Genomic DNA, 21,880 nt, shown 5'->3' on the forward strand with positions numbered 1-21,880 from the left:
GTACCCATGGCCAGCACGAAGGTGTCCGACTACATCCTCCAGCGGCTGCGGGACTGGGAGGTGGACCACGTCTTCGCATACGCCGGCGACGGCATCAACGGTCTGCTGGCGGCCTGGGGGCGGGCCGGGAACAAACCCAAGTTCGTCCAGGCGCGGCACGAGGAGATGGCGGCCTTCCAGGCGGTGGGGTACGCCAAGTTCTCCGGCAAGGTGGGCGTGTGCGCGGCCACGTCCGGGCCGGGCGCGATCCACCTGCTGAACGGGCTGTACGACGCCAAGCTGGACCACGTCCCCGTCGTCGCGCTGGTCGGGCAGACCAACCGCAGCGCCATGGGCGGCTCGTACCAGCAGGAAGTGGATCTGCAGAACCTGTACAAGGACGTCGCCTCGGAGTTCTGCGAGACGGCGATGGTGCCCGAGCAGCTGCCGAACCTCATCGACCGGGCGGTCCGCACCGCGTACGCGAAGCGCACCGTCACCGCCGTCATCCTGCCCGCCGACGTGCAGGAGCTGGACTACAGCCCGCCGGGGCACGCCTTCAAGATGGTGCCCTCCAGCCTGGGCCTCGGGCACTACGCGCCGGTCCCGGCCGACCAGGACCTGGAGCGCGCCGCCGAGGTGCTGAACGCCGGCGAGAAGGTCGCCGTGCTCATCGGTCAGGGTGCGCGCGGGGCACGGGCCGAGGTGGAGCAGCTGGCGGACCTGCTCGGTGCCGGCGTGGCCAAGGCGCTGCTGGGCAAGGACGTGCTGCCGGACGACCTGCCCTACGTCACGGGCTCCATCGGGCTGCTCGGCACCCGCCCCTCCTACGAGCTGATGCAGGAGTGCGACACGCTGCTGACGATCGGGTCGAGCTTCCCGTACACGCAGTTCCTGCCGGAGCTGGACCAGGCGCGGGGCGTGCAGATCGACCTCGACCCACACATGATCGGCCTGCGGTACCCGTTCGAGGTGAACCTCGTCGGTGACGCCCGCGAGACGCTGCTGCGGCTGCTGCCGCGCCTGCGCCGCAAGAAGAACCGCAAGTGGCGCGAGGGCATCGAGAAGAACGTCTCCCGCTGGTGGGAGGTCATGCAGCGGCGGGCCGCCGTGGACGCCGATCCGATCAACCCCGAGTACGTGGTGCACGCCCTCGACGGCAAGCTGCCCGACGACGCCATCGTCACCGCCGACTCCGGCTCCGCCGCCAACTGGTACGCGCGCCATCTGCGTTTCCGCGGCCGGATGCGCGGCTCGCTGTCCGGGACGCTCGCGACCATGGGACCCGGCGTCCCGTACGCCATCGGCGCGAAGTTCGCGCACCCGGACCGGCCGGCCATCGCCCTGGTCGGCGACGGTGCCATGCAGATGAACGGGATGATGGAGATGGTGACCGCCGCGAAGTACCACCATGAGTGGTCCGATCCGCGGCTGGTCGTGGGCGTGCTCAACAACCGCGACCTCAACCAGGTCACCTGGGAGATGCGGGCGATGTCCGGGGCTCCGCAGTTCGAGGAGTCGCAGCACATCCCGGACCTGCCGTACGCGGAGATCGCCCGGTGCATCGGCCTGGACGGCGTACGGGTGGAGAAGCCCGAGCACGTCGAGGCCGCGTGGGACCAGGCGCTCGCCGCCGACCGGCCCTTCGTCATCGACTTCCGCACCGACCCGGCCGTCCCGCCGATCCCGCCGCACGCCGAGCTGGACCAGATCGAGGCCGCGGCCTCCGCGATCCTGCACGGCGACAGCGACCGCGGGTCCGTGGTGAAGCAGGGGTTCAAGGCGAAGGTGCAGGAGTTCCTGCCCGGTGGTAAGCACCGGTCCGACCGTCCCGGTGCCGCCGCGCACGACAGCACCGAAGAGAACAAGTGACCGAGGCCGGGGGGCGCCGAGGCGGCCACGGCCCCTCCGTGCGGCGCCTGTCCGTGTCCGTGTACCGCGTCCCCACGGATCTGCCCGGCGGTGACGCCACGCTGACCTGGGACTCCACCACCCTCGTCCTCGTGGAGGCCGGCGCGGCGGACGAGACGGGCATCGGCTTCACTTACGGATCGGCCGCCACCGCCCATGTCGTCGCGGACGAACTGGCCGATCTGGTCGTCGGGCACGACGCCTTCGCCGTCCCCGCGGCCAACGACCGCATGAGCCGGGCCGTGCGGAACACCGGCAGGCCCGGTATCGCGGCCGGTGCCGTCTCCGCCGTCGACATCGCGCTGTGGGACCTCAAGGCCCGCCTGCTCGGACTGCCCCTGGTGCGGCTGCTGGGCCCGGCCCGCGACGAGGTCGCGGTGTACGGCAGCGGCGGGTTCACCACCTACGACGACGACCGGCTCGAACAGCAGCTGCGCGGGTGGACCGGCCAGGGCATCGACCGGGTGAAGATCAAGATCGGTGAGTCCTGGGGGCGCCGCGAGGCACGCGACCTGGCCCGTGCCCGGCTGGCCCGCCGGGTCGTGGGCGACGCGGCGGAACTGTACGTCGACGCGAACGGCGGCTACACCCGCAAGCAGGCCGTACGCGTGGCCGCCGCCCTGGCGGACCTCGGCGTCACCTGGCTGGAGGAGCCGGTCTCCTCCGACGACCTCGACGGGCTGCGCGAGGTGCGCGAGGCCGTCACCGCGGACGTGGCGGCCGGTGAGTACGGCTACCAGTTGCCGTACTTCGCCCGGATGGCTGCCTCGGGCGCCGTCGACTGCCTCCAGGCGGACGTCACCCGCTGCGGCGGCGTCACGGTGTGGCTGCGCGCCGCCGCCGTCGCCGAGGGCCTCGGCCTGCACATCTCGGGCCACTGTGCCCCGCACCTGCACGCCCACGCCGCCGCGGCCGTGCCCAACACCCGCCACCTGGAGTGGTTCCACGACCACGTCCGGATCGAGAACATGCTGTTCCACGGCACGCTCGACCCCGGGGGCGGCACCGTCGCACCCGGCGCGTCCGGGCAGCCCGGTCACGGCCTCACGCTCGACCGGGAGGCCGCGGAGCGCTACCGCGTGCCATGAACGGCCCCACCGGGCCCCGGCCCACGGGCGCGTCGCCCGCCGACAGTCCCTGGGTGCTGCGCGACTACGCCCTGATCGCCGACGGGGAACGCGGCGCGCTCATCGGCCCCCGCGGAGAGATCGCCTGGCTGTGCGCGCCGGTCTGGCACAGCGGTGCCGTCTTCTCCGGGCTCCTCGGCGGCCCCGGCCGGTACCGGATCTCCCCGGCCGACCCGTGGAACGTGTGGGGCGGCTACTACGAGGACGGCACCCTCATCCGCGTCAGCCGGTGGGTCACGGCCGACGGGATCGTCTCCTGCCGGCAGGCCCTGGCCGTCCCCGCCGATCCGGGGCGCGTCGTACTGCTCCGGCAGGTCCGTGCCGTACGCGGCGCCGCCCACACGGACGTCGCACTCGATGTGCGCGGCGGCTTCGGCCGGCACCCCATGTCGGACCTCCACCGCGACGGTGACCTGTGGCGGGCGCGGTCCGGCCCGCTGCGGGTGAGGTTCACCGGCGCCGGTGACGCGCGCCCCGGCCGGGACGGCGCCCTGCGCACACACCTCCACCTGCCCGAGGGCGGCACCCACGACCTCGTCCTGGAGATCGCCGAGGCACCGCGGGACACACCGCTCGACGCGCGGGCCCTCTGGGACGCCACCGAACGCTGGTGGCGGGCCGCCGTCCCCGGCTGCGCCGACACCGCCGCGCCCCGGGACACCCGGATGGCGTACGCCGTGCTGAACGGTCTGACCAGCGCCGGCGGCGGCATGGTCGCCGCCGCCACCACCTCCCTGCCCGAACGGGCCGACACCGGCCGCGACTACGACTACCGCTACGCCTGGGTCCGCGACCAGTGCTACGCGGGCATCGCGGTCGCCGCGCACGGCCCCCACCCGCTGCTGGAGAGCGCGGTGCGCTTCGTCTCCGAACGCGTCCTGGAGGACGGCACCGGCCTGCGCCCCGCCTACACCGTGAGCGGCGCACCGCTGCCCCCGGAGCGTGCGCTGCCGCTCGTCGGCTACCCCGGTGGCGGGGACCGTACGGGCAATCGCGCGGGCCACCAGTTCCAGCTCGACGTGTTCGGGGAGGCGCTCCGGCTGTTCGCGGCCGCCGCCCGGCACGACGGGCTGGACGCCCGGGCCGCGAAGGCCGCCCGCCTCGCCGCCGAGGCCGTCGCGGAGCGCTGGACGGAACCGGACGCGGGACTGTGGGAGCTGGACAGCCGCTGGTGGACGCACTCCCGGCTGTGCTGCGTCGTGGGGCTGCGCGACGCGGCACGGACCGTACGCTCCTCCGCGTCCGCCGGCTGGGACCGGCTGGCGGACCGCATCCTGGACACCACCCGGGCGCGCTGCCTGCGTCCCGGCGGGTACTGGCGGCGCGCCGCCGACGACCCGAACTGCGAGGCGGCCCTGCTGCTGCCCCTGGCCCGCGGCGCCGTGCCGCGCGCCGACCCCAGCCTCGCCCGCACGCGCGCGGAAGTGGTGCGCGGGCTGACGGACGACGGTTACGTCTACCGGTTCCGGCACGGGAAGGAGCCGCTGGGCGACGCGGAAGGGGCGTTCCTGCTGTGCGGTTTCATGATGGCGCTGGCCGCCCACGCGGAGGGCCTGGACACCGAGGCCGTGCGGTGGTTCGAACGGACCCGCTCGGCCTGCGGGCCCGCGGGGCTGTTCGCCGAGGAGTACGACGTCGCACAGCGCCAGCTGCGCGGCAACCTCCCGCAGGCGTTCGTCCACGCCCTGCTGCTGGAGTGCTCGGCGCGGTTCGGCGGATCACCGGCCGCGCGATGACGCCCGCCCGCGCCCCCGGCCGGAGCGCCGCGCCGCGGCCAGCACGGCCAGCCCCGCGGCGGCCGCACCGGCGGCGCCCAGGGGCAGCAGGGCCCGCGGTCCCGGCGGCGCGGGACGCTCGGGCTCGGGCTCCTGTCCGCGGAGCCCGGCCGCCAGCACCTCAGCCAGGTGCAGGGGGGTGCGCCCGGTGCCGGCCTGCTCGACCTGTGTACGGCAGCTGAAGCCGTCCGCGAGGACCAGCGTGGTGTCGTCGGCGTCCCGTACGGCGGGCAGGAGCCCGGCTTCCGCGCACGCCATGGACACCTCGTAGTGGCCCTTCTCGAAGCCGAAGTTGCCGGCCAGCCCGCAGCAGCCCGCGTCCAGGACGTCGGCGTCGACCCCGGCCCGCTCCAGCAGCTTCCGTTCCGCCTCGAAGCCCATGACGGCGTACTGGTGGCAGTGCCGCTGGACCACCGCCCGCGCGTCGACCGCCGGCGGCTGCCAGTCCCCGGCGCGCTCGACGAGCAGTTCCGCCAGGGTCCGGGTCTGGGCGCGCAGCCGCTCCACGTCGGGGTCCTTGGGCAGCAGTTCGGGCCCGTCGGAGCGGAAGACGGCGGTGCAGCTGGGTTCGAGGCCCACGACCGGTGTGCCCCGGCGCAGGTCCTCGCGCAGGACGTCGATCGTGCGGCCGAGGACCCGCCGGGCGATGTTCAGCTGCCCGGTGGAGATCCAGGTCAGCCCGCAGCACACGGCCGTGTCCGGCACCTTGACCCGGAAACCGGCCGCCTCCAGGACCTCCACGGCGGCCCGGCCGATGGCGGGGTGGAAGTGATCGGTGAAGGTGTCGGGCCACACCACGACCTCGCCCCGGTGCCCGTCGCCGCGCGGTCCGCCCCGCTCCCGCCACCAGTCGGTGAAGCGCTGCTCCGCGAAGACGGGCACGTCCCGTTCGGGCGCGACACCGCCGAGCGCCTTGGCCGCGCGGGCCACCCACGGCACGGCCGCCAGCGCGTTGACGGTACGGGGCGCGAGCGCGACCACCCGGGCGACGGCGGGCAGCCAGCCCATCGAGTAGTGCGCGAGAGGCCGCGGCCGGCCGGCGTAGTGGTGGTGCAGGAACTCCGCCTTGTAGGTGGCCATGTCGACGTTGACCGGGCAGTCCGTCTTGCAGCCCTTGCAGGCCAGACAGAGGTCGAGCGCGTCGCGCACCTCGCGGGAGCGCCAGCTGTCCGGGACCGGGGAGTCGTTGCGCACCATCTCGAACAGCAGGCGTGCCCGGCCCCGGGTGGAGTGCTCCTCCTCGCGGGTGGCGCGGTAGCTGGGGCACATCACCCCGCCCTCGGAGGAGCGGCACTTGCCGACGCCCACGCAGCGGGCGGCGGCCCGGCTGAACTTCCCGCCGTCGTGCGGGAAGGCGAAGACGGTGTCCGGCTCCCAGGGCACGTAGTCCCCGCCCAGCCGGAGGTTGTCGTCGAGACGGTACGGCAGCACGATCTTGCCGGGGTTCATCCGGTTGCCGGGGTCGAAGAGGCCCTTGAGCCGTTCGAACCCCTCGATCAGCTCCGGCCCGAACATCTTCACCAGCAGCTCGCCCCGCGACTGGCCGTCCCCGTGCTCGCCGGACAGCGACCCGCCGTAGCCCACGACCAGGTCGGCGGCCCGCTCCACGAACGCCCGCATGTGGGCCACACCCGCCTCCGACTCCAGGTCGAAGGGGATGCGGGTGTGCACGCAGCCGTGCCCGAAGTGGCCGTACACCGAGGGGTGGCCGTAGTCGAACTCCTCGTAGAGGCGCTTGAGGTCGCGCAGGTAGTCGCCGAGGCGGTCGACGGGAACGGCCGAGTCCTCCCAGCCCTCCCAGGTGTCCGGCTGTCCGGGGACGTGCGCGGTGGCGCCCAGGCCGGACTCGCGGACCAGCCACAGTTCGCGGATGTGCTGTTCGTCGTCGTACCAGGTGTGGTCGACGTCGTCCGGCTTGGCGTCGACGAGCGCCCTGGCCTTGGCATCGGCCTGCTCGCGGGTGTCACCGCTGAACTGGACCATCAGATACGCGTGGCCGTCGGGCAGTTCCTCCAGCGCCCCGGTGTTGAGGTGTTTCTCCTGCTGGAAGTGGATCAGCTGGTGGTCGACGCCCTCGAGCGCCGCAGGCTCGTGCTCCAGGACGGCCGGCACGTGGTCGGCGGCCTCGCAGATGTCCCGGTAACCGAGGACGACCAGGGCGCTGTGCTTCGGTACGGGCACGAGTTCGAGTTCCGCGCGCAGAACGGTGACCAGCGTGGATTCGGACCCCGTGAGCAGTCCGGCCACGTCGAAGCCGTGCTCGGGCAGCAGCGAGTCGAGGTTGTAGCCGGAGACGCGCCGGGGGATGTCGGGGTAGCGCTCGCGCAGGAGACGGGCGTACCGGTCCCGCAGGGCGGTCAGGCCCCGGTACAGCTCCGCCTCCCGCCCGTCGCCGGCGGATCGCCGCTCCAGCTCGGCGTCGTCGGTCCGCCCCACCCACATCCGGGTCCCGTCGTAGGTCAGCACCTGGAGGCGGTGCAGGTTGTCGACGACCTTCCCGTACGCCTGGGCCGTGGACCCGCACGAGTTGTTGCCGATCATCCCGCCGAGGGTGCAGTTCGGGTGGGTGGCGGGCTTGGGCCCGTACTGGAGGCCGTACTCGGCCAGCTGCCGGTTCAGGTCGTCCAGGACGATGCCGGGCTCGACCACGCACCGCCGGTTCTCCGGGTCCACCGACAGCAGCCGGTGGCAGTACTTGGTCCAGTCCAGGACGACCGCGGTGTTGCAGCACTCCCCCGCCAGGCTGGTGCCGCCGCCCCGGGACAGCAGCGGTGCCCCGTGGGCGCGGCACACCGCCACCGCTTCCTCGGCGGCCTCCACGGTCCGCGGGATCACCACGCCGATCGGCACCTGCCGGTAGTTCGAGCCGTCCGTCGAGTACGCGGCACGGGTGCCCGCGTCGAAGCGGACCTCGCCGTCCACGCGGGCGCGCAGATCCCGCCGGAGGGCCTCGGCGTCGACGTCGATGTGTTCCTGGGGACGCCTGACGGCAGGGAGGGGCAGATCGACCTGATCCATGAAGACGACGGGTATCCGCGACCCGTCGGCGACAAACCGGCGCCCGGCATTCGGCCCACCGCCGGCTGGGCCATGCGGCGCAACCCGGGCGGATACTCCTCCGCCGCACCACGCGCGCGGGTAGTCCTGTCTCGCCGTGAGCCGTCGGACCGTGATCGGACCGTGCCGTCGTGAGGGGTGTTGCTCGTGCCGCTGTCGAGAAGCGGGGCACGTATCAAGCGGAGGACCCCGGACGCCGCCGGGAACGGTGTCGTCTTCCTCGACCGGCGGCTGCCGCTCGTGGACTCCGCGGGACCGCTGCTGCGCAAGGCGTTCCCCGACCACTGGTCGTTCCTGCTGGGCGAGCTGGCGCTGTACAGCTTCGCGGTCCTGCTGCTGACCGGGGTGTATCTGACGCTCTTCTTCCAGCCGGGCATGGACGAGGTGCTCTACGAGGGGTCGTACGTGCCGTTGCGCGGGGTGCGCGTGAGCGCGGCGTACGCCTCGACCCTGCACGTGAGTTTCGACGTGCGCGGCGGCCTGCTCGTCCGGCAGGTGCACCACTGGGCCGCGCTGGTGATGGTCGCCGCGATCGGGGCCCACATGCTGCGCGTGTTCTTCACCGGGGCCTTCCGCCGGCCCCGCGAGGTCAACTGGGTGATCGGCACGACACTCTTCCTGCTGACCGTGCTGGAGGGCTTCGCGGGCTACTCGCTCCCGGACGACCTGCTGTCGGGGACCGGGCTGCGCACCGCGCTGGGCTTCATCCTCTCGGTCCCGGTCGCCGGCACGTATCTGAGCATGTTCCTGTTCGGCGGCGAGTTCCCCGGGGACGCGATCGTCTCCCGGCTGTACGCGGTCCACATCCTGCTGCTGCCGGGGGCGCTGCTGGCGGCCGTCCTCCTGCATCTGCAACTGGTGGTCCGGCTGAAGCACACCCAGTGGGCCGGGGCCGGGAGGACCAACCGCAATGTGGTGGGCAAGCCGATGTTCCCGCAGTTCACCGCCCAGTCGGCGGGTCTGCTGGCCATGGTCGCCGGTGTGCTGCTGCTCCTCGCGGCCGTGGCGCAGGTCAACCCCGTCTGGGCGTACGGCCCCTACCGGCCGGACCAGGTGTCCACCGGTGCCCAGCCCGACTGGTACCTGGGCTTCATCGAGGGGGCGATGCGGCTGCTGCCCGGCTTCGAGACCCGGCTGTGGGGCCACACCGTCAGCTGGAACCCGTTCCTGCCCGCCGTGGTGTTCCCGCTGGTGTTCTTCGGCGTTCTGTACGCGTATCCCTTCCTGGAACGCTGGATCACCCGGGACAGGAGCGAACAGCACCTGTGCGACCGGCCCCGCGACGCCCCGGTCCGCACCGCCGTGGGAGCCGCCGCCCTCACGTTCTACGGCCTGTTGCTGCTGGCGGGCGGGCAGGACGTCGTCGCCCGTCTGCTGGACGTGTCCGTCGACCGGCTCACCTGGATCCTGCGCGTCCTGGTCCTGCTCGGTCCCCTGGCGGCGTTCTGGCTGACCCGGCGTGTGTGTCTCGCCCTGCAGGAACGCGACGGCGAGCGGCTGCGCGAGGGGGACGAGACCGGCGAGGTGCGGCAGTCGGTCGAGGGGGCGTACCGGGAGGGCCACCGTCCCGTTCCTGCGGAGGAGCGGTTCGTGCTGCTGGCCCGGCGCCCGGTACGTCCTGTGCCGCCTCCCGCGGAGCGTGGGGCCTCGGCGCAGCAGAGGGAGCGGCTCAAGGCCGTGCTGAGCGACTGGTACTACCGTGATCAGGTGCCGTACCCGGACGAGTCCCCTCCGGGTACGGGCGAGTCCCGTCCCGAGGGTCAGGAGGTGAGCCGGCGCACTCCGTAGGAGACCGCCGCCGCCACGCCGGCCGCGACGGCCACCCGGCCGAGGCCGTGACGGCTCGCCCACCACTGCGGGGCGACCGCGTGCGCCTGCTCGTCGAAGACGCCGTGCGCGCCGTAGTCCTTGGTCCCGTCCGCCGGCTCGTAGAGGTTCCCCTCTCCCCCGGGCGGCGGGAAGGCGTCCGTCTGCTGCGAGTCGAAGCCCGTGCGGGCGAGGTACCGGTCGAGCAGTCCGGGCACGACGGCGTTCGCCATGAGGGTGAGCGCGGTGGAGGTGCCCACCCAGTACTCGCGCCGCCGCGGGTGGTCGGCGGCGTGCAGCACCGCGCCGGCCGCGACCTCCGGCTGGTAGATGGGCGGCACCGGCTGCGCGTGCTGCGGCAGGTGCGTCCGCAGCCAGCTGAACTGCGGGGTGTTGACGGCCGGCATCTGGACTATGGTGACGCGTACGTGGGACTTGTCGTGGAGCAGTTCGCAGCGCAGGGACTCGGTGAAGCCCTGAATGGCGTGCTTGGCGCCGCAGTAGGCGCTCTGCAGGGGGATGCCGCGGTAGGCGAGGGCGGAGCCGACCTGCACGATGACGCCCCGGTCGCGCGGCAGCATCTGGTCGAGGGCGGCCCGGGTGCCGTGCACGTAACCGATGTACGTCGACCGGGTGGTCTGCAGGAACTCGTCCGGCGCGAGGTCGGTGAACTTGCCGAACGCGGATGTGAAGGCGTTGTTCACCCAGACGTCCACGGGGCCGAACTCCTCCTCGGCACGGCGGGCCGCCTCCCGCACCTGCTCCCACTCCGCCATGTCGGTGACCAGGGGCAGGGCCTGCCCGCCCGCCTCCCGTACCTCGGCCGCCGCCGCGTCCAGGCCCGCCCTGCCCCGGGCGAGCAGGGCGACCCGCGCCCCGCGGGCGGCGAACGCCCTGGCCGTCGCCCGGCCGATACCGGCGCTGGCTCCGGTCACCACCACGGTCTGCTGCTTGTGTGCCATCGGAACTCCTCACTGAGACGCGCCTGTGCCGGTACCACGGTCGCCGTACTGGAAAACGAACCCGTACACGCCCGGGACGACGAGTCCCACGCCGATCAGGAACAGCCACAGGCCGTAGACCACGCCCAGCCCCAGGAGGGCCGTGCCCAGGGCGGCCAGCACCGGGAAGGCGCTCCGGGGCGGGAAGAAGGCCACGGGTCCCGTGGCCTCGTGGACGTCGGCCTCCTTCCGGCTCTGCGGCAGCGTCCCCGTCCTGCGGTGCTGACGGAGGAGGAAGAAGGAGACGAGGGCCGCCATCAGGAAGGCGACCACCAGCGCGGCGGTGCCCGCCGGTTCCGCCGCCCACCAGCCGTAGACCGTGGCGCAGACGGCGAAGAAGGCGCTGACGCCGGCGAAGAGGGCCGCCTCGGCGGTCATCGGCGTCCTCCCGCCGGGGAGTGGGAGTGCGCCTTCTCGGCGTGCTGGGGGTGGTGCAGGTCGAAGGCGGGGGACTCCGAACGGATACGGGGCAGGGCGGCGAAGTTGTGGGGCGGGGGCGGGCAGGACGTGGCCCACTCCAGCGAGCGGCCGTAGCCCCACGGGTCGTCGACGGTGACCTTCCGGCCGTACCGCGCCGTCCTGAACACGTTGTAGAGGAACGGGAGTGTCGAGGTGCCGAGCAGGAAGGCGCCGATGGTGGACGTCGTGTTCAGCGCCGTGAAGCCGTCGGCGGCCAGGTGGTCCGCGTACCGCCGTGGCATGCCCTGCGCGCCCAGCCAGTGCTGCACCAGGAAGGTGAGGTGGAATCCGGCGAGGAGCGTCCAGAAGTGGATCTTCCCGAGCCGTTCGCCGAGCAGCCGCCCGGTGAACTTGGGCCACCAGAAGTAGAACCCGGCGAACATGGCGAACACCACGGTCCCGAACAGCACGTAGTGCATGTGGGCGACGACGAAGTAGCTGTCGGTGGTGTGGAAGTCCAGGGGCGGGGAGGCCAGGAGGACACCGGTCAGCCCGCCGAAGAGGAAGGTGACGAGGAAACCGAGCGCCCACAGCATCGGCGTCTCGAAGGACAGCGAGCCCCTCCACATGGTGCCGATCCAGTTGAAGAACTTCACCCCCGTGGGCACCGCGATCAGGAAGGACGCCACCGAGAAGAACGGCAGCAGCACCCCTCCCGTGGCGAACATGTGGTGCGCCCACACGATGGCGGACAGGCCCGTGATGGCGACGGTGGCACCGATCAGCCCGAAGTACCCGAAGACGGGCTTGCGGCTGAACACCGGGATGACCTCGGTGACGATGCCGAAGAACGGCAGGGCGACGATGTACACCTCCGGGTGCCCGAAGAACCAGAAGAGGTGCTGCCACAGCAGTGCCCCGCCGTTCGCCGGGTCGTAGACGTGGGCGCCGAACTTCCGGTCGGCCATCAGGGCGAGCAGGGCCGCGGTGAGCACCGGGAAGGCCAGGAGCACCAGGATCGAGGTGAACAGCACGTTCCAGGTGAAGATCGGCATGCGGAACAGGGTCATGCCGGGTGCCCGCAGACAGATGATCGTCGCGATGAAGTTCACCGCGCCGAGGATGGTGCTCAGCCCGGACACCACCAGCCCCATCGTCCAGAGGTCACCGCCCGTACCGGGGGTGTGGACGGGGCCGTTCAGCGGCGCGTAGGCGAACCAGCCGAAGGACGCCGCGCCCCGTGAGGTGAGGAAGCCCGACACGACCATCAGCCCGCCGAACAGGTACACCCAGTACGTGTAGGCGTTCAGCCGGGGGAAGGCCACGTCGGGGGCCCCGATCTGGAGGGGCATCACGGCGTTGGCGAAGCCCACGAAGGTGGGGGTGGCGAACAGCAGCATCATCACCGTGCCGTGGACGGTGAAGAGCTGGTTGTACTGGTCCTGGGTGACGACCTGCATGCCCGGCCGGGCCAGTTCGGCCCGCATCAGCATCGCCAGGATCCCGGCGAACACGAAGAACCCGAAGGCCGTGACCAGGTACAGGTGGGCGATGACCTTGTGGTCCGTGGTCGTCAGCCACCGCACCACGGCCCTGCCCGTCCGCAGCGGCCTCGCGGTGGCGCCGGGCATGGCGGCCTCGCCGCCCTCCGCCGCGTCCGCCGCGTCCGCTGTGTCCACTGCCGTCATGCACGTCTCTTCCCACGGTCCGACACCTCCTCCTGAGTTGACCACCTGACCGGCCGGGAAACCGGCACCACCCGCCCGAAGTCACTCGCGGTGCCGGTACGGGCAGCGCTGTTCGCGTGGGTCACACGGGGGACGACGGGAGACGACGGCGCCGTACGGGCGCGCGGTGCAGCAGCCGGACGAGCAGGCGGGTCAGCCGCCAGGCGACGAGCAGCGCGCCGAACGGTACGGCCATGCGCAGCAACCCCTCGGCGGGTCCCGCCGGAGCGAGCCCGGCCAGCAGGCTGATAGTGCCGACGCTCAGGCCCCAGGCCAGCGCGATGAGCGTGGTGAAGGCGACGGTCACCGGTACGCCGCCCATCCCCCACGGTGCGAGGTCCGCGTCCGCGTCGAAGCTGCCGGCGGTCGTCGCCCCCGCGGCGACCAGGAGCCAGAAGCACACGACCACCACGAGGGCGGCGGTCAGCACGATGGTGGGCAGGCCCGTCGCGGCCACGAGAACCGTCCGCATGTCCCCCTCCGGCGGTGCACGGTTGCGTGTTCGGCGGGGCGGCGGCCGCGGCGGCTTCCGGTCCCGGTGCCGGGTATCCGCCGGTGCCACCGGCGGATACCCGGCACCGGGACCTTCCGCAGTGCTCCCCGCAGCCATGGTGCACGGCCGGACGTCCGCCGCGCCTTTCCGGTTTCCGGCAGTGTTCACCGGATCTGCATGCCCGGGAGTGACCAAAAACGCCCGCGGTACGGAGACGCGCGGATACTGCAATGCTGAAGAATGCCGGGGTGGTTCTTCCGGGGAGGCTCTGTGCTGCTGCTCGATCTCACCACCGTGGCGCCGCGCGAGCGGGTGGAGGCGTTCCGTCATGCGCTGACGGACGATCTGGTGCCCAATGACATCCGTCACGAGGAGCCCGGGTCCGGCATACACGCGCGCATGGAACTGTGGCGGGTGGGCGGCCTCGAACTCTTCGCCACCCGCAACTCGGGCTTCGAGGTACGGCGGACGGCCCGGCACGTACGCCATCACCGGAACAGTCCCGTCGTCTCCGTCTCGTTGCAGCCCCTCGGTGTCCACCGGGCCGAGGTGTCGGGCCGGCAACTGCTGCTGGGCTCCGACGACATCTGCGTCTTCCACGAGCTGTCGGCCCGCGCGTACGGCTGGTCGGGCGACGGGGGGTCGCAGTCCGTGATGTTCGACATGCACCGGCTCGGCGTGCCGGTGGACACGGTGGTGAGGGCGTCCCTGCGGCTGCGCGCCAGCCCGCTGCACGGCCTGGTCCTGAACCATCTGCGGGAGGTGTTCCGCGATCCCGCTCGTCTGGAGGCCGATCCCGGCGCGGGGTCGCTGGCGTCCGCCACCACGGAACTCGTCCGCGCCCTGCTGCTCTCGGCCGCGCACGCCGAGGAGACCGCCGAGGTCAGGTCGGTCATGGACGACACCCTGCTCACGCGGATCATGGCGTACGCGCGGCGCCGTCTCGCGGACCGCGACCTGACGCCCGAGCGGATCGCCGCCGAGCACGCCGTCTCGGTGCGCCGTCTCTACGTCCTGCTCAACGAGGCCGGGATCAGCCTGGAGCAGTGGCTCATCACGGAACGGCTCGGGAAGGCGCGGCAGATGCTGGCCTCCGCGCGCTACGACCGTCTCACCGTCGCGGCGGTCGCCACCCGGTGCGGATTCAGCAGCCCGAGCCACTTCAGCCGCCGCTTCCGGGCGGCCTACGGGGTGACACCGAGCGAGTGGCGGCGGCTCCGCGGCGTCATGACCGTGGACGGGACCGTATGACCGGGAGGGGTCCCGCGCGGGCTCAGGCCGTGTGCAGGGCGGTGTGCAGGGTGTCCGTCACCTGAATACGCGCCGCCTTCGACGCGTCCGTGGCGCGGAGCAGGTCGAACAGGACGAAGCCGTGGATCGTGCCGTGGTAGCGGATCGACACCACCGGGACGTCCGCCTCCCGCAGCCGCGCCGCGTACGCCTCCCCCTCGTCGCGGAGCACGTCGGCCTCGGCCGTGAGGACGAGCGCCGGCGGCAGGCCCGCCAGACAGCGGGCGGGGGCACGCAGCGGGGAGACGGTGCCGTGGGTGCGGACCCGCGGGTCCGGCGCGTACTGCTGCCAGTAGTCGCGCATGGCGGCGCGGGTCAGGAAGTACCCGTCCGCGAACCGGCGGTAGGAAGGGGTGTCCATCGCCGCGTCGGTCACCGGGCAGACCAGCACCTGGTGGCGGAAGCCCGGGCCGCCGCGCTCCCGCGCCACGAGGGTGAGCGCGGCCGTGTGCTGGGCGCCCGCGCTGGCGCCGACCACCGCGATCCTGGTCCCGTCCAGCCCGGCTTCCGCGCCGTGCCGGGCGATCCACCGGGCGACGGTGTACGCGCGTTCGACGGCATCCGGGTGACGGGCGTCCCCCGGCACGTCGTACTCGGGGACCACCACGGCGGCATCCGCGCCGAGGACCAGGTCGGCCACCAGCGCGCGGTGCGCGTGGGCGTCGGTCAGCAGCCAGCCCATCCCGTGCAGGTACAGCACGACCGGCAGTGCCTCGTCCGCGCCGGCGGGCCGGAGGATCCGCACCCGGATGCGGTGGCCGCCGCCGCCCGGCAGCGCCAGCCACTCCTCCTCGACATCGGGGTCGGCACGGCCCGCACCGTTCCAGAGAGCCGCCATGCGGGCCCTGGAGACGGCGGCGTCGGCGGTCGCGGAGGCGGGCCACGCGTGGCTCTCGACGAAGGCACGCGTCCGCCGCTCGAGCACCGGCCTGTCCCCGGGGGCCGGAACGTCTGTTTCCACGAGCACTCCTGCGCGGGGTCCGGTCATGTGCCGCTCGGAAGAGCGGCTGGTGCACCCGCGCGGCCGGGCAGTCAGGCGCTCGGTGCCGCACGCGGTGCGCCGGCACAGGTGTTCACCCTAGGGGTGAGGGGCGGGAACCGGGTGGTGTCCGCCGTACCGGCCCTTGCCTCTGCGTGCACAGTTCGCCCCCGCACGCCCGGACACGGGGGACCCGCACACGGCCCGGTGTTCCCTGCGTGCAGGGACAAGAGCCGTGCGCGGTGGGGCAGCGCGGCAGTGACACGGTTGCCCGAGGCAGGCGAGGACCGGTGCGGAACCCCGGTCCGCCTGTTCCTGGTGAACACCGTGCGAGGAGAGACCGTGGGACAACCGACGACACAGGACGGCACTGGCCCCGGACAGCGGGCACACGCGCGCTTCCTGTCCCTCCGGTGGCTGCCGCAGTCGGGGAACGAGGAGTGCCTGTACGTCGGTCTCCACTCGGCCGGACCGGAATCCCTCGTACTGGACGGCCGGCACCTCACCCTGGAGCGCGGCGACCTGCTCCTCGCGGCGGGCTCGCTGCCGCCCCGTCTCACCCGGTACGGCGACCGGCTCACCTTCTTCCAGGTCCCCTGCTCCCACCTGGGCGTTCCCGCGGACGACGTCCGCTCTCTGACGGACCGTCATGTGAGCGGCGGCGACGGCATCGCCGCACTCGTCTCGCAGCTGCTCACGGCACTCGCCGCCGCAGCGGAGCCGCACGCCGCACGGACCGGCGCGACAGGGGGCGGGAGGCTCGCACTCAACGCCCTCGACCTGATCACCGTTCTCGTGCAGGACCTCCTGAGCAAGCACCGTCCCGTGGTGTCGACCGCGGCCGACGAGATGCTGGGGCGCGTCCAGCAGTACATCGGCGAGCATCTGGGGGACTCCGGGATGTCGCCCGAGACGATCGCCCGGGCCCATCACATCTCCGTCCGCTATCTGCACAAGCTGTTCCGGAGCGACGGCACCACGGTCGGCGCGTGGATACGGCAGCACAGGCTCGAGGTCTGCCGGCTGGAACTGAGCAGGCCGTCCGGCCGCAGACGTACCGTGGCCGCGGTGGCGCAGAGCTGGGGATTCACCAGCCCCTCCCATTTCAGCCGGCTCTTCAAGGAGACCTACGGCATGTCTCCCAAGGAGTGGCAGGAACTGGCCCTGCGCGAAGCGCCGGCCTGGACGTGGGCGGCGGACAGCGGTGGACGGGCCGGCCGACGGGCCCCCGGTGTCACCAGGCCCGCTCCAGCAGCCGGGTGAGTGCGCCGGTCTCCGGGGCACGCGGGTTCGGGTACGGCCGTTCGGTGACGCGTTCGGCGACGGCGCGCAGGCCGTCGCGCGGGACGCCGAGCGCGCCGAGCGTGGTCGGGCCGTCGTGCCCGCGGGCCAGCCGGCCGACCACCGCGACCGGGTCGTCGTCCCCGGTGATCCGCCGCAGCCGGGCGTCCGCCGCCGGAGCCGCGGGGAGGTTGAAGGCGAGCACATGCGGCAGGAGCAGCGCGTGCAGCTCGGCGTGCGGCAGGTCGAAGGTGCCGCCGAGGACGTGCGCCAGCTGGTGGTGGAGCCCCATCCGGGTCCGGGCCAGGCAGAGCCCGGCCAGCCACGCGGATTCCTGGAGCCGGACGCGGCCCGCCGGGCCGGACGGTTCCGCGAGCACCTCGGGGAGCGCGGTGAGGATGCCGTCCACCGCCTCGGTGGCGAGTGCGTCCGTGAAGGCGCTCGCGTCCGGCGCCCACAGTGCCTCGATCGCGTGGGCCAGGGCGTTGAGGGCGCTGGTGCGGGTGAGGCCGGCCGGCAGCGTCAGGGTCAGCTCGGGGTCGTAGACGACCGTCCCGGGGGTGAGGGCCGGGTCGCGGCGCGTGGTCTTCACACCGTTCTCCGTCTCGCCGAGGACGGGGGTCACCTCGGAGCCCGCGTAAGTGGTGGGCACCGCGAGCTGCGGCATGCCGGTGCGTGCCGACAGCGCCTTGGCCAGGCCGACGGCCGAGCCGCCGCCGAGCGCGACGACGGCGTCGGCGGCGGCCTCCCGTACGACCTCCATGGCTTCGGCCGTCACACCCACCGGGGTGTGCGCGACGGGCCGGCCGAAGCGCGCCGCCAGTCGCCCGCCGAGTGCGTCGGCGAGCGCGTCGGCCGCGGCCTTCGCGGAGCCGGTGGCGACGAGCAGCACCCGCCGGGCGCCGAGCCGTTCGGCCTCCTCCGGGATCCGGTGCCGGGCGCCGGGGCCGAGGAGGACGCGGGCGGGGGGCGTCTCGTGGACCACGATCCCGTGGTCGGTGGGCCGGGGTGGCGGGGACAGGTGAGACGGCCGGGTCATGAGCGTGTGCCTCCGTCGGGTCCGTGTCGGGTGTCGGGTCAGGTCGCCGGGGTGGGTGCCCGCCGTCGGCCGGCCCGGCGGTCGCTCAGCCCGCGGCCAGGTCCGCCTCCAGCGCCCGCGCCGCCGCGTCGAGGGTCGCGACCAGGGAGCGGAGCCGGCGTGGGTCGTACCGTACGCCCGGCATGGACACCGACAGGCCCGCCACCGCCGAACCGTCCTCCCCGCGGACCGGGACGCCCACCGCGACCGGGCCCCGCTCGGAGCGGTCCTGGTGGACGGCGAAGCCGCTGCGGGCGGCACGGGCCAGTTCGGCGCGAGCATGGCGTGCAGGGTACGGACCCCCGCCTGGGCGGGCCAGGCGGGCACCGGACGGCTCTCCGTCACGGAACGCCGGGCCGCTGCCGCCCTCCACGTGTCGGGCCCGCCGCGTCACCGGTCGCACACGGTGCCGGGAAACGCGGCTGCCGCCGGGTGCGGCAGGCCGTCCGGGACCCCGGCGGACAGCGGCCGGGGCATGCCGGTCTCTGTCCCGGTCCCGGACGGACCGCGGGACCGCGCCGCTAGCCGGCGTAGGTCTCGAACTCGGCGACCTTCGGGGTGCCGGACGAGCTGGTGATCTCGAAGGTGATCTTCTTCAGCGAGGTGCTGGGGAAGGTGATGACGCCCGCCCCGCTACCGGACTTCAGGACGGCGCCGGTGTCTGCGTTGAGGACCCGGTACGCCCCGATGGCGCCCGTCGAGCCCGACGCCTCCCGAATGTTGATCTTGGAGACGGTGGTGGCGGACCCCCACTTGACCGAGACGGAACCGGTCGAGCCGGCCGGCGACCAGTAGGTGCTCAGGTCACCGTCCCGCACGTTGCCGTAGCTCGTCCCGTCGGCCTTGCTGGAGCCGTCGGAGCCGGCGCCGATGCTGAGGTTGGTGCCGGTGGGGGGATCGGTCGGGTCCGGCGTGGGGTCGGTGGGGTCGGGCGTGGGGTCGGTCGGGTCCGGGGTGGGCGTCGGGTTCTGCGGCGAGCAGCTGCCGTCGGAGACCTTCAGGCCCTTGTTGGCGCCCGCCGTCTGGCTCACGACACTCGGCACGCAGTTGGCCGCGTCGAGGCTGTAGGCGTAGGGGATGCTGACGCTGGTGTTGGACTGCGGGTTCGGGCCGGCCGGGTTGTTGTCCTCGCCGGGCTCGGACCAGGTCACGTTGTCGAAGATGTTGCCGCTGACCTGCCAGTAGCCGGCCGCGTCGGTGTAGAAGGTGCCGAGGACGTCCTTGGAGTCCTCGAAGTAGTTGTTGTCCACCTTGGCCTTGGCGCCGGCCCGGGAGTTGATGCCGGACTCGTTCAGGCTCACGTAGTGGTTGTTGTAGATGTGGGCCGTGCCGCCGCGCAGCAGGGGCGCCCGGGAGTCGATGTTCTCGTACTTGTTGTGGTGGAAGGTGATGAAGCTGTTGGAGGTGTCGCTCTCGCTGGACCCGATGAGGCCGCCGCGGCCGGAGTTGCGCAGGGTGCTGTAGGACAGCGTCACGTACTTGGTGTCGTCCTTCATGTCGAAGAGGCCGTCGAAGCCCTCCGACTCCCCGCCCGACGCCTCCAGGCTGACGTGGTCGACCCAGACGTTGCGGACGCCGCTCTCCATGCCGATGGCGTCACCGCCGTTGGAGGTGGGCGAGCCCGACTTCTTGACGTTCTTGACGGTCACGTTCTGGATGATGATGTTGCTGGACTCGCGGATGTGGATGCCCAGCTGGTCGAAGACGGCTCCGCCGCCGACCCCGACGATCGTGACGTTGCTTATCTGCTTGAGCTCGATCACTCCGGCGGCGGTGCTGCAGCTGCTGCCCGACACCTTGGCGGTGTTGCCGTGGTTGATGGTCCCCTCGACCTCGATGGTGATCGGGGTGCTGCTGGAGGCCCGGCTGCACAGGGCCTGGTGGATCGCGGTGCCCGTGGTGGCCCGTACCGTCTGGCCGCCCGCGCCGCCGGTGGTGCCGCCGTTCTGGGTCGCGTAGCCGGTGGCGCTGCCGGTCACCGCCGCCGACGCCGTGGGCGCCGACAGCACCGCGGTGGTCGCGGCCGCGGCGGCCGCGGTGGCCAGCGCCGCGGTGAGTCTCAGTGCGACTGGTCGTCTCATCCTCGTGTCCCTTCGGTCTTCTCGTGCTGGGTCCTGCTGCTGCGGCATGCCCGGGCGCATGTCGTGCTCATGTCATGTCATAGGTACGCCCGCACCCGCAGGCCGTTCGACGGGGAGCCTCGCGCGGGGTGGACAGCGGCTCATGCGCGAGGAGAAAGCGCTTTCCGCCGCGAGAATAGGGTGACGCCCACTCGACTGACAAGGTTCCGTACGGTTGCGGAATGTGGTCCGCCGTTTCATGTACGTGTCCGAGGACCGGGTGCACATGCCGGGCCGGCGCCGCGCTCGACGCCGTCGACGAAGCCGGTACCGTCAGCGAGTATCAGACGATGGGCACGGACGCGACCCCGTAGACCCTGTTCAGAAATGTGAAACTCAGTTCCTCCACAGAACATCGCAGACGCCGGCGCCGGCAGGCGTCGGCGCAGCGTGCGACCGTCCGTGAGAGACGGGCGAACAGCGGGTACGGCGGGTTCGGTCTCCGCGTCACGGTCACTGGTTCCTTCCGTGCTGCACGCTTGTTCGCTGGTCCGTGACTCGCTGATCCCTGGCTTGCCGGTTGCTTCCGTGCCCACCCCTCTGAGCGGCGGTCACGGTGTCCATGGCGTCGGCCACCAGGTCTGCCTGCCGGGCGACCAGATAGAAGTGGTCCCCGGGCAGCGTGCGCAGCCGGAAACCGGAGCTGGTCAGCGCGCTCCACGCACGCATGTCACCGTCCGTGGTCCGGGGGTCGTCGACACCCCGGTAACCGACCACGGGTACGGGGATCACGGGGCAGCGTGCCGGACGGTAGGCGCGGAGCAGGGTGTGATCGGCACGCAGGGCGGGCAGGGCCAGGTCCAGCAACTCGGGTGACGCCCGCAGGAGCGGGTCCACGGCGGTGGCGAGCGCGACGATCTCCGTGTCGTCCACGGCGGTCGGCAGTGGGGGACCGCTCGCGCAGAGATGGGGCGCGGGGTGCCCGGACACCAGGAGGGCCGCCGGGCCTACGCCGTCGCGTTCCGCCAGCCGGACGGCCACCTCGTACGCGACCACGGCGCCCATACAGTGGCCGAACAGCGCCAGCGGACGGTCCAGCACTTCGCCCAGCACGGCATGGATGCCGTCGGCGAGCTCGTCCATGGAGGTGAGCGGAGGCTCGACGATCCTGCTCTGGCGCCCCGGGTAGCAGACCGCGGCGACCTCCACGCCGGGTGGCACCCGGTCCTGCCAGCCGTGGAAGAAGGTGGCGGCCCCTCCGGCGTGGGGGAAGCAGATCATCCGCAGCGCCGGGTCGGGCAGGACCGTGCGCCGCAGCAGCCACCGTGAGACGGCTGTCCCGGACCGGACGGGCTCGTGGGCGCGGGGGCGGCCGGTCATGTGGTCTCCTCCGGATCGGGGCCGCGGGCTTGGCGATCCCAGGTCGGTGGCCCTGGGTTCGGTGGCCCTGGGTTCGGTGGCCCTGGGTTCAGGGGGCGTGGATTCAGGAGTCGTCGTGGTCTCAGGGGTCGTCGTGGTTTCAGGGGTCGTGGGCTCGACGGATCGTGGGCTCAGGGATCGCGGGCTCGGCAGCCGTGGACTCGACCACCGCGGACTCAACGGCCATGCCGGTCGGGCCCAGCGGCGTACTGCTTGAGGGCCGTGAGCGTGTCGTGCGTGTTCTCAGTCTCCCGGCGCGAGAAGGAGCCGTGCCGCCTCAATGCACTGGACGTGCCGACGCGGGGTACGTCGGCAGCGGTCCGGGGTGGTTTCGCGGCCATATCGCATCCCCTCCGCTCCGCCGTGATCCGATGCGTATTCGAACGAGGTCATGGCCAGAAAGGTGACATCGAATTCGAACCAGGTGATGGAAACAGTCGGCATAGCAGTCGACATAGCAGTCGACACGGAAAAGTAAGTAGCCGGGCACCCGGCAGA

16 protein-coding genes are annotated in these 21,880 nt (G+C 72.5%); 6 read left to right on the forward strand and 10 right to left on the reverse strand.

The features are described 5' to 3' along the window. Positions 1–6: 6 nt before the first annotated feature. From IE242_RS10500 to IE242_RS10510, 3 genes are read left to right on the forward strand one after another with little or no spacing between them, the layout of a single operon-like run. Complete coding sequence (locus tag IE242_RS10500; RefSeq protein ID WP_189857729.1) at positions 7–1,851, forward strand: thiamine pyrophosphate-requiring protein; 1,845 nt, start codon at positions 7–9, stop codon at positions 1,849–1,851. Continuing rightward, complete coding sequence (locus IE242_RS10505; protein ID WP_189857731.1) at positions 1,848–2,978, forward strand: enolase C-terminal domain-like protein; 1,131 nt, start codon at positions 1,848–1,850, stop codon at positions 2,976–2,978. The genes IE242_RS10500 and IE242_RS10505 overlap by 4 nt, the downstream gene beginning before the upstream one ends. Beyond that, positions 2,975–4,753 (forward strand): glycoside hydrolase family 15 protein, encoded by a 1,779-nt coding sequence (locus IE242_RS10510; RefSeq protein ID WP_189857734.1) that lies wholly within the window; start codon positions 2,975–2,977, stop codon positions 4,751–4,753. The genes IE242_RS10505 and IE242_RS10510 overlap by 4 nt, the downstream gene beginning before the upstream one ends. Here IE242_RS10510 and IE242_RS10515 read toward each other — a convergent pair. Next, the gene (locus tag IE242_RS10515; protein WP_189857736.1) at positions 4,736–7,810 is read right to left on the reverse strand and encodes an FAD-binding and (Fe-S)-binding domain-containing protein; all 3,075 of its coding nucleotides are present in this window, start codon (positions 7,808–7,810) and stop codon (positions 4,736–4,738) included. The genes IE242_RS10510 and IE242_RS10515 overlap by 18 nt on opposite strands. Positions 7,811–7,996: 186 nt before the next feature. Here IE242_RS10515 and qcrB point away from each other — a divergent pair, with 186 nt between their 5' ends. After that, positions 7,997–9,637 carry a cytochrome bc1 complex cytochrome b subunit gene (gene qcrB / locus IE242_RS10520; protein WP_189857738.1) on the forward strand — a complete coding sequence of 547 codons (1,641 nt, stop codon included), beginning with the start codon at positions 7,997–7,999 and terminating at the stop codon, positions 9,635–9,637. Here the strand turns inward: qcrB and IE242_RS10525 are convergent. The 4 genes from IE242_RS10525 to IE242_RS10540 form a co-directional block, all read right to left on the reverse strand. Next, complete coding sequence (locus tag IE242_RS10525) at positions 9,610–10,617, reverse strand: SDR family oxidoreductase (protein ID WP_189857740.1); 1,008 nt, start codon at positions 10,615–10,617, stop codon at positions 9,610–9,612. The genes qcrB and IE242_RS10525 overlap by 28 nt on opposite strands. 9 nt (positions 10,618–10,626) lie before the next feature. Then, complete coding sequence (gene ctaF, locus IE242_RS10530) at positions 10,627–11,034, reverse strand: aa3-type cytochrome oxidase subunit IV (protein ID WP_189857742.1); 408 nt, start codon at positions 11,032–11,034, stop codon at positions 10,627–10,629. Further along, positions 11,031–12,743: an aa3-type cytochrome oxidase subunit I gene (ctaD, locus tag IE242_RS10535; RefSeq protein WP_444545823.1), complete on the reverse strand. Its 1,713-nt coding sequence runs from the start codon at positions 12,741–12,743 to the stop codon at positions 11,031–11,033. Before ctaD ends, ctaF begins: the two co-directional genes overlap by 4 nt. A gap of 121 nt (positions 12,744–12,864) precedes the next feature. Beyond that, positions 12,865–13,254 carry a hypothetical protein gene (locus tag IE242_RS10540; protein ID WP_189857744.1) on the reverse strand — a complete coding sequence of 130 codons (390 nt, stop codon included), beginning with the start codon at positions 13,252–13,254 and terminating at the stop codon, positions 12,865–12,867. Between the two features lie 291 nt (positions 13,255–13,545). On the opposite strand from IE242_RS10540, the gene IE242_RS10545 reads away from it, so the two are divergent. Beyond that, positions 13,546–14,526: a helix-turn-helix transcriptional regulator gene (locus IE242_RS10545; protein WP_189857746.1), complete on the forward strand. Its 981-nt coding sequence runs from the start codon at positions 13,546–13,548 to the stop codon at positions 14,524–14,526. A gap of 22 nt (positions 14,527–14,548) precedes the next feature. Here the strand turns inward: IE242_RS10545 and IE242_RS10550 are convergent, their stop codons facing one another. Beyond that, positions 14,549–15,526 carry an alpha/beta hydrolase gene (locus tag IE242_RS10550; protein WP_229858726.1) on the reverse strand — a complete coding sequence of 326 codons (978 nt, stop codon included), beginning with the start codon at positions 15,524–15,526 and terminating at the stop codon, positions 14,549–14,551. Positions 15,527–15,886: 360 nt separating this feature from the next. Here IE242_RS10550 and IE242_RS37600 point away from each other — a divergent pair, with 360 nt between their 5' ends. Next, positions 15,887–16,807, forward strand: coding sequence for a helix-turn-helix transcriptional regulator (locus IE242_RS37600; protein ID WP_229858728.1), 921 nt, complete (start codon positions 15,887–15,889; stop codon positions 16,805–16,807). On the opposite strand, the gene IE242_RS10560 is transcribed toward IE242_RS37600, so the two are convergent. The 4 genes from IE242_RS10560 to IE242_RS10575 all read right to left on the reverse strand — a co-directional run bounded on the left by IE242_RS10560 (position 16,779) and on the right by IE242_RS10575 (position 21,343). Further along, the gene (locus IE242_RS10560; protein WP_189857750.1) at positions 16,779–17,864 is read right to left on the reverse strand and encodes a maleylacetate reductase; all 1,086 of its coding nucleotides are present in this window, start codon (positions 17,862–17,864) and stop codon (positions 16,779–16,781) included. The genes IE242_RS37600 and IE242_RS10560 overlap by 29 nt on opposite strands. A gap of 85 nt (positions 17,865–17,949) precedes the next feature. Then, entirely contained in the window at positions 17,950–18,297 is a 348-nt protein-coding gene (locus tag IE242_RS37605) for an IclR family transcriptional regulator domain-containing protein (RefSeq protein WP_229858730.1), read from the reverse strand. 127 nt (positions 18,298–18,424) lie between these two features. Beyond that, positions 18,425–19,984 carry a pectate lyase family protein gene (locus IE242_RS10570; protein WP_189857751.1) on the reverse strand — a complete coding sequence of 520 codons (1,560 nt, stop codon included), beginning with the start codon at positions 19,982–19,984 and terminating at the stop codon, positions 18,425–18,427. Positions 19,985–20,476: 492 nt separating this feature from the next. Next, complete coding sequence (locus IE242_RS10575) at positions 20,477–21,343, reverse strand: thioesterase II family protein (RefSeq protein WP_189857753.1); 867 nt, start codon at positions 21,341–21,343, stop codon at positions 20,477–20,479. Positions 21,344–21,880 lie beyond the last annotated feature (537 nt).

Source organism: Streptomyces poonensis (assembly GCF_014650915.1).
GTDB lineage: Bacteria > Actinomycetota > Actinomycetes > Streptomycetales > Streptomycetaceae > Streptomyces > Streptomyces poonensis.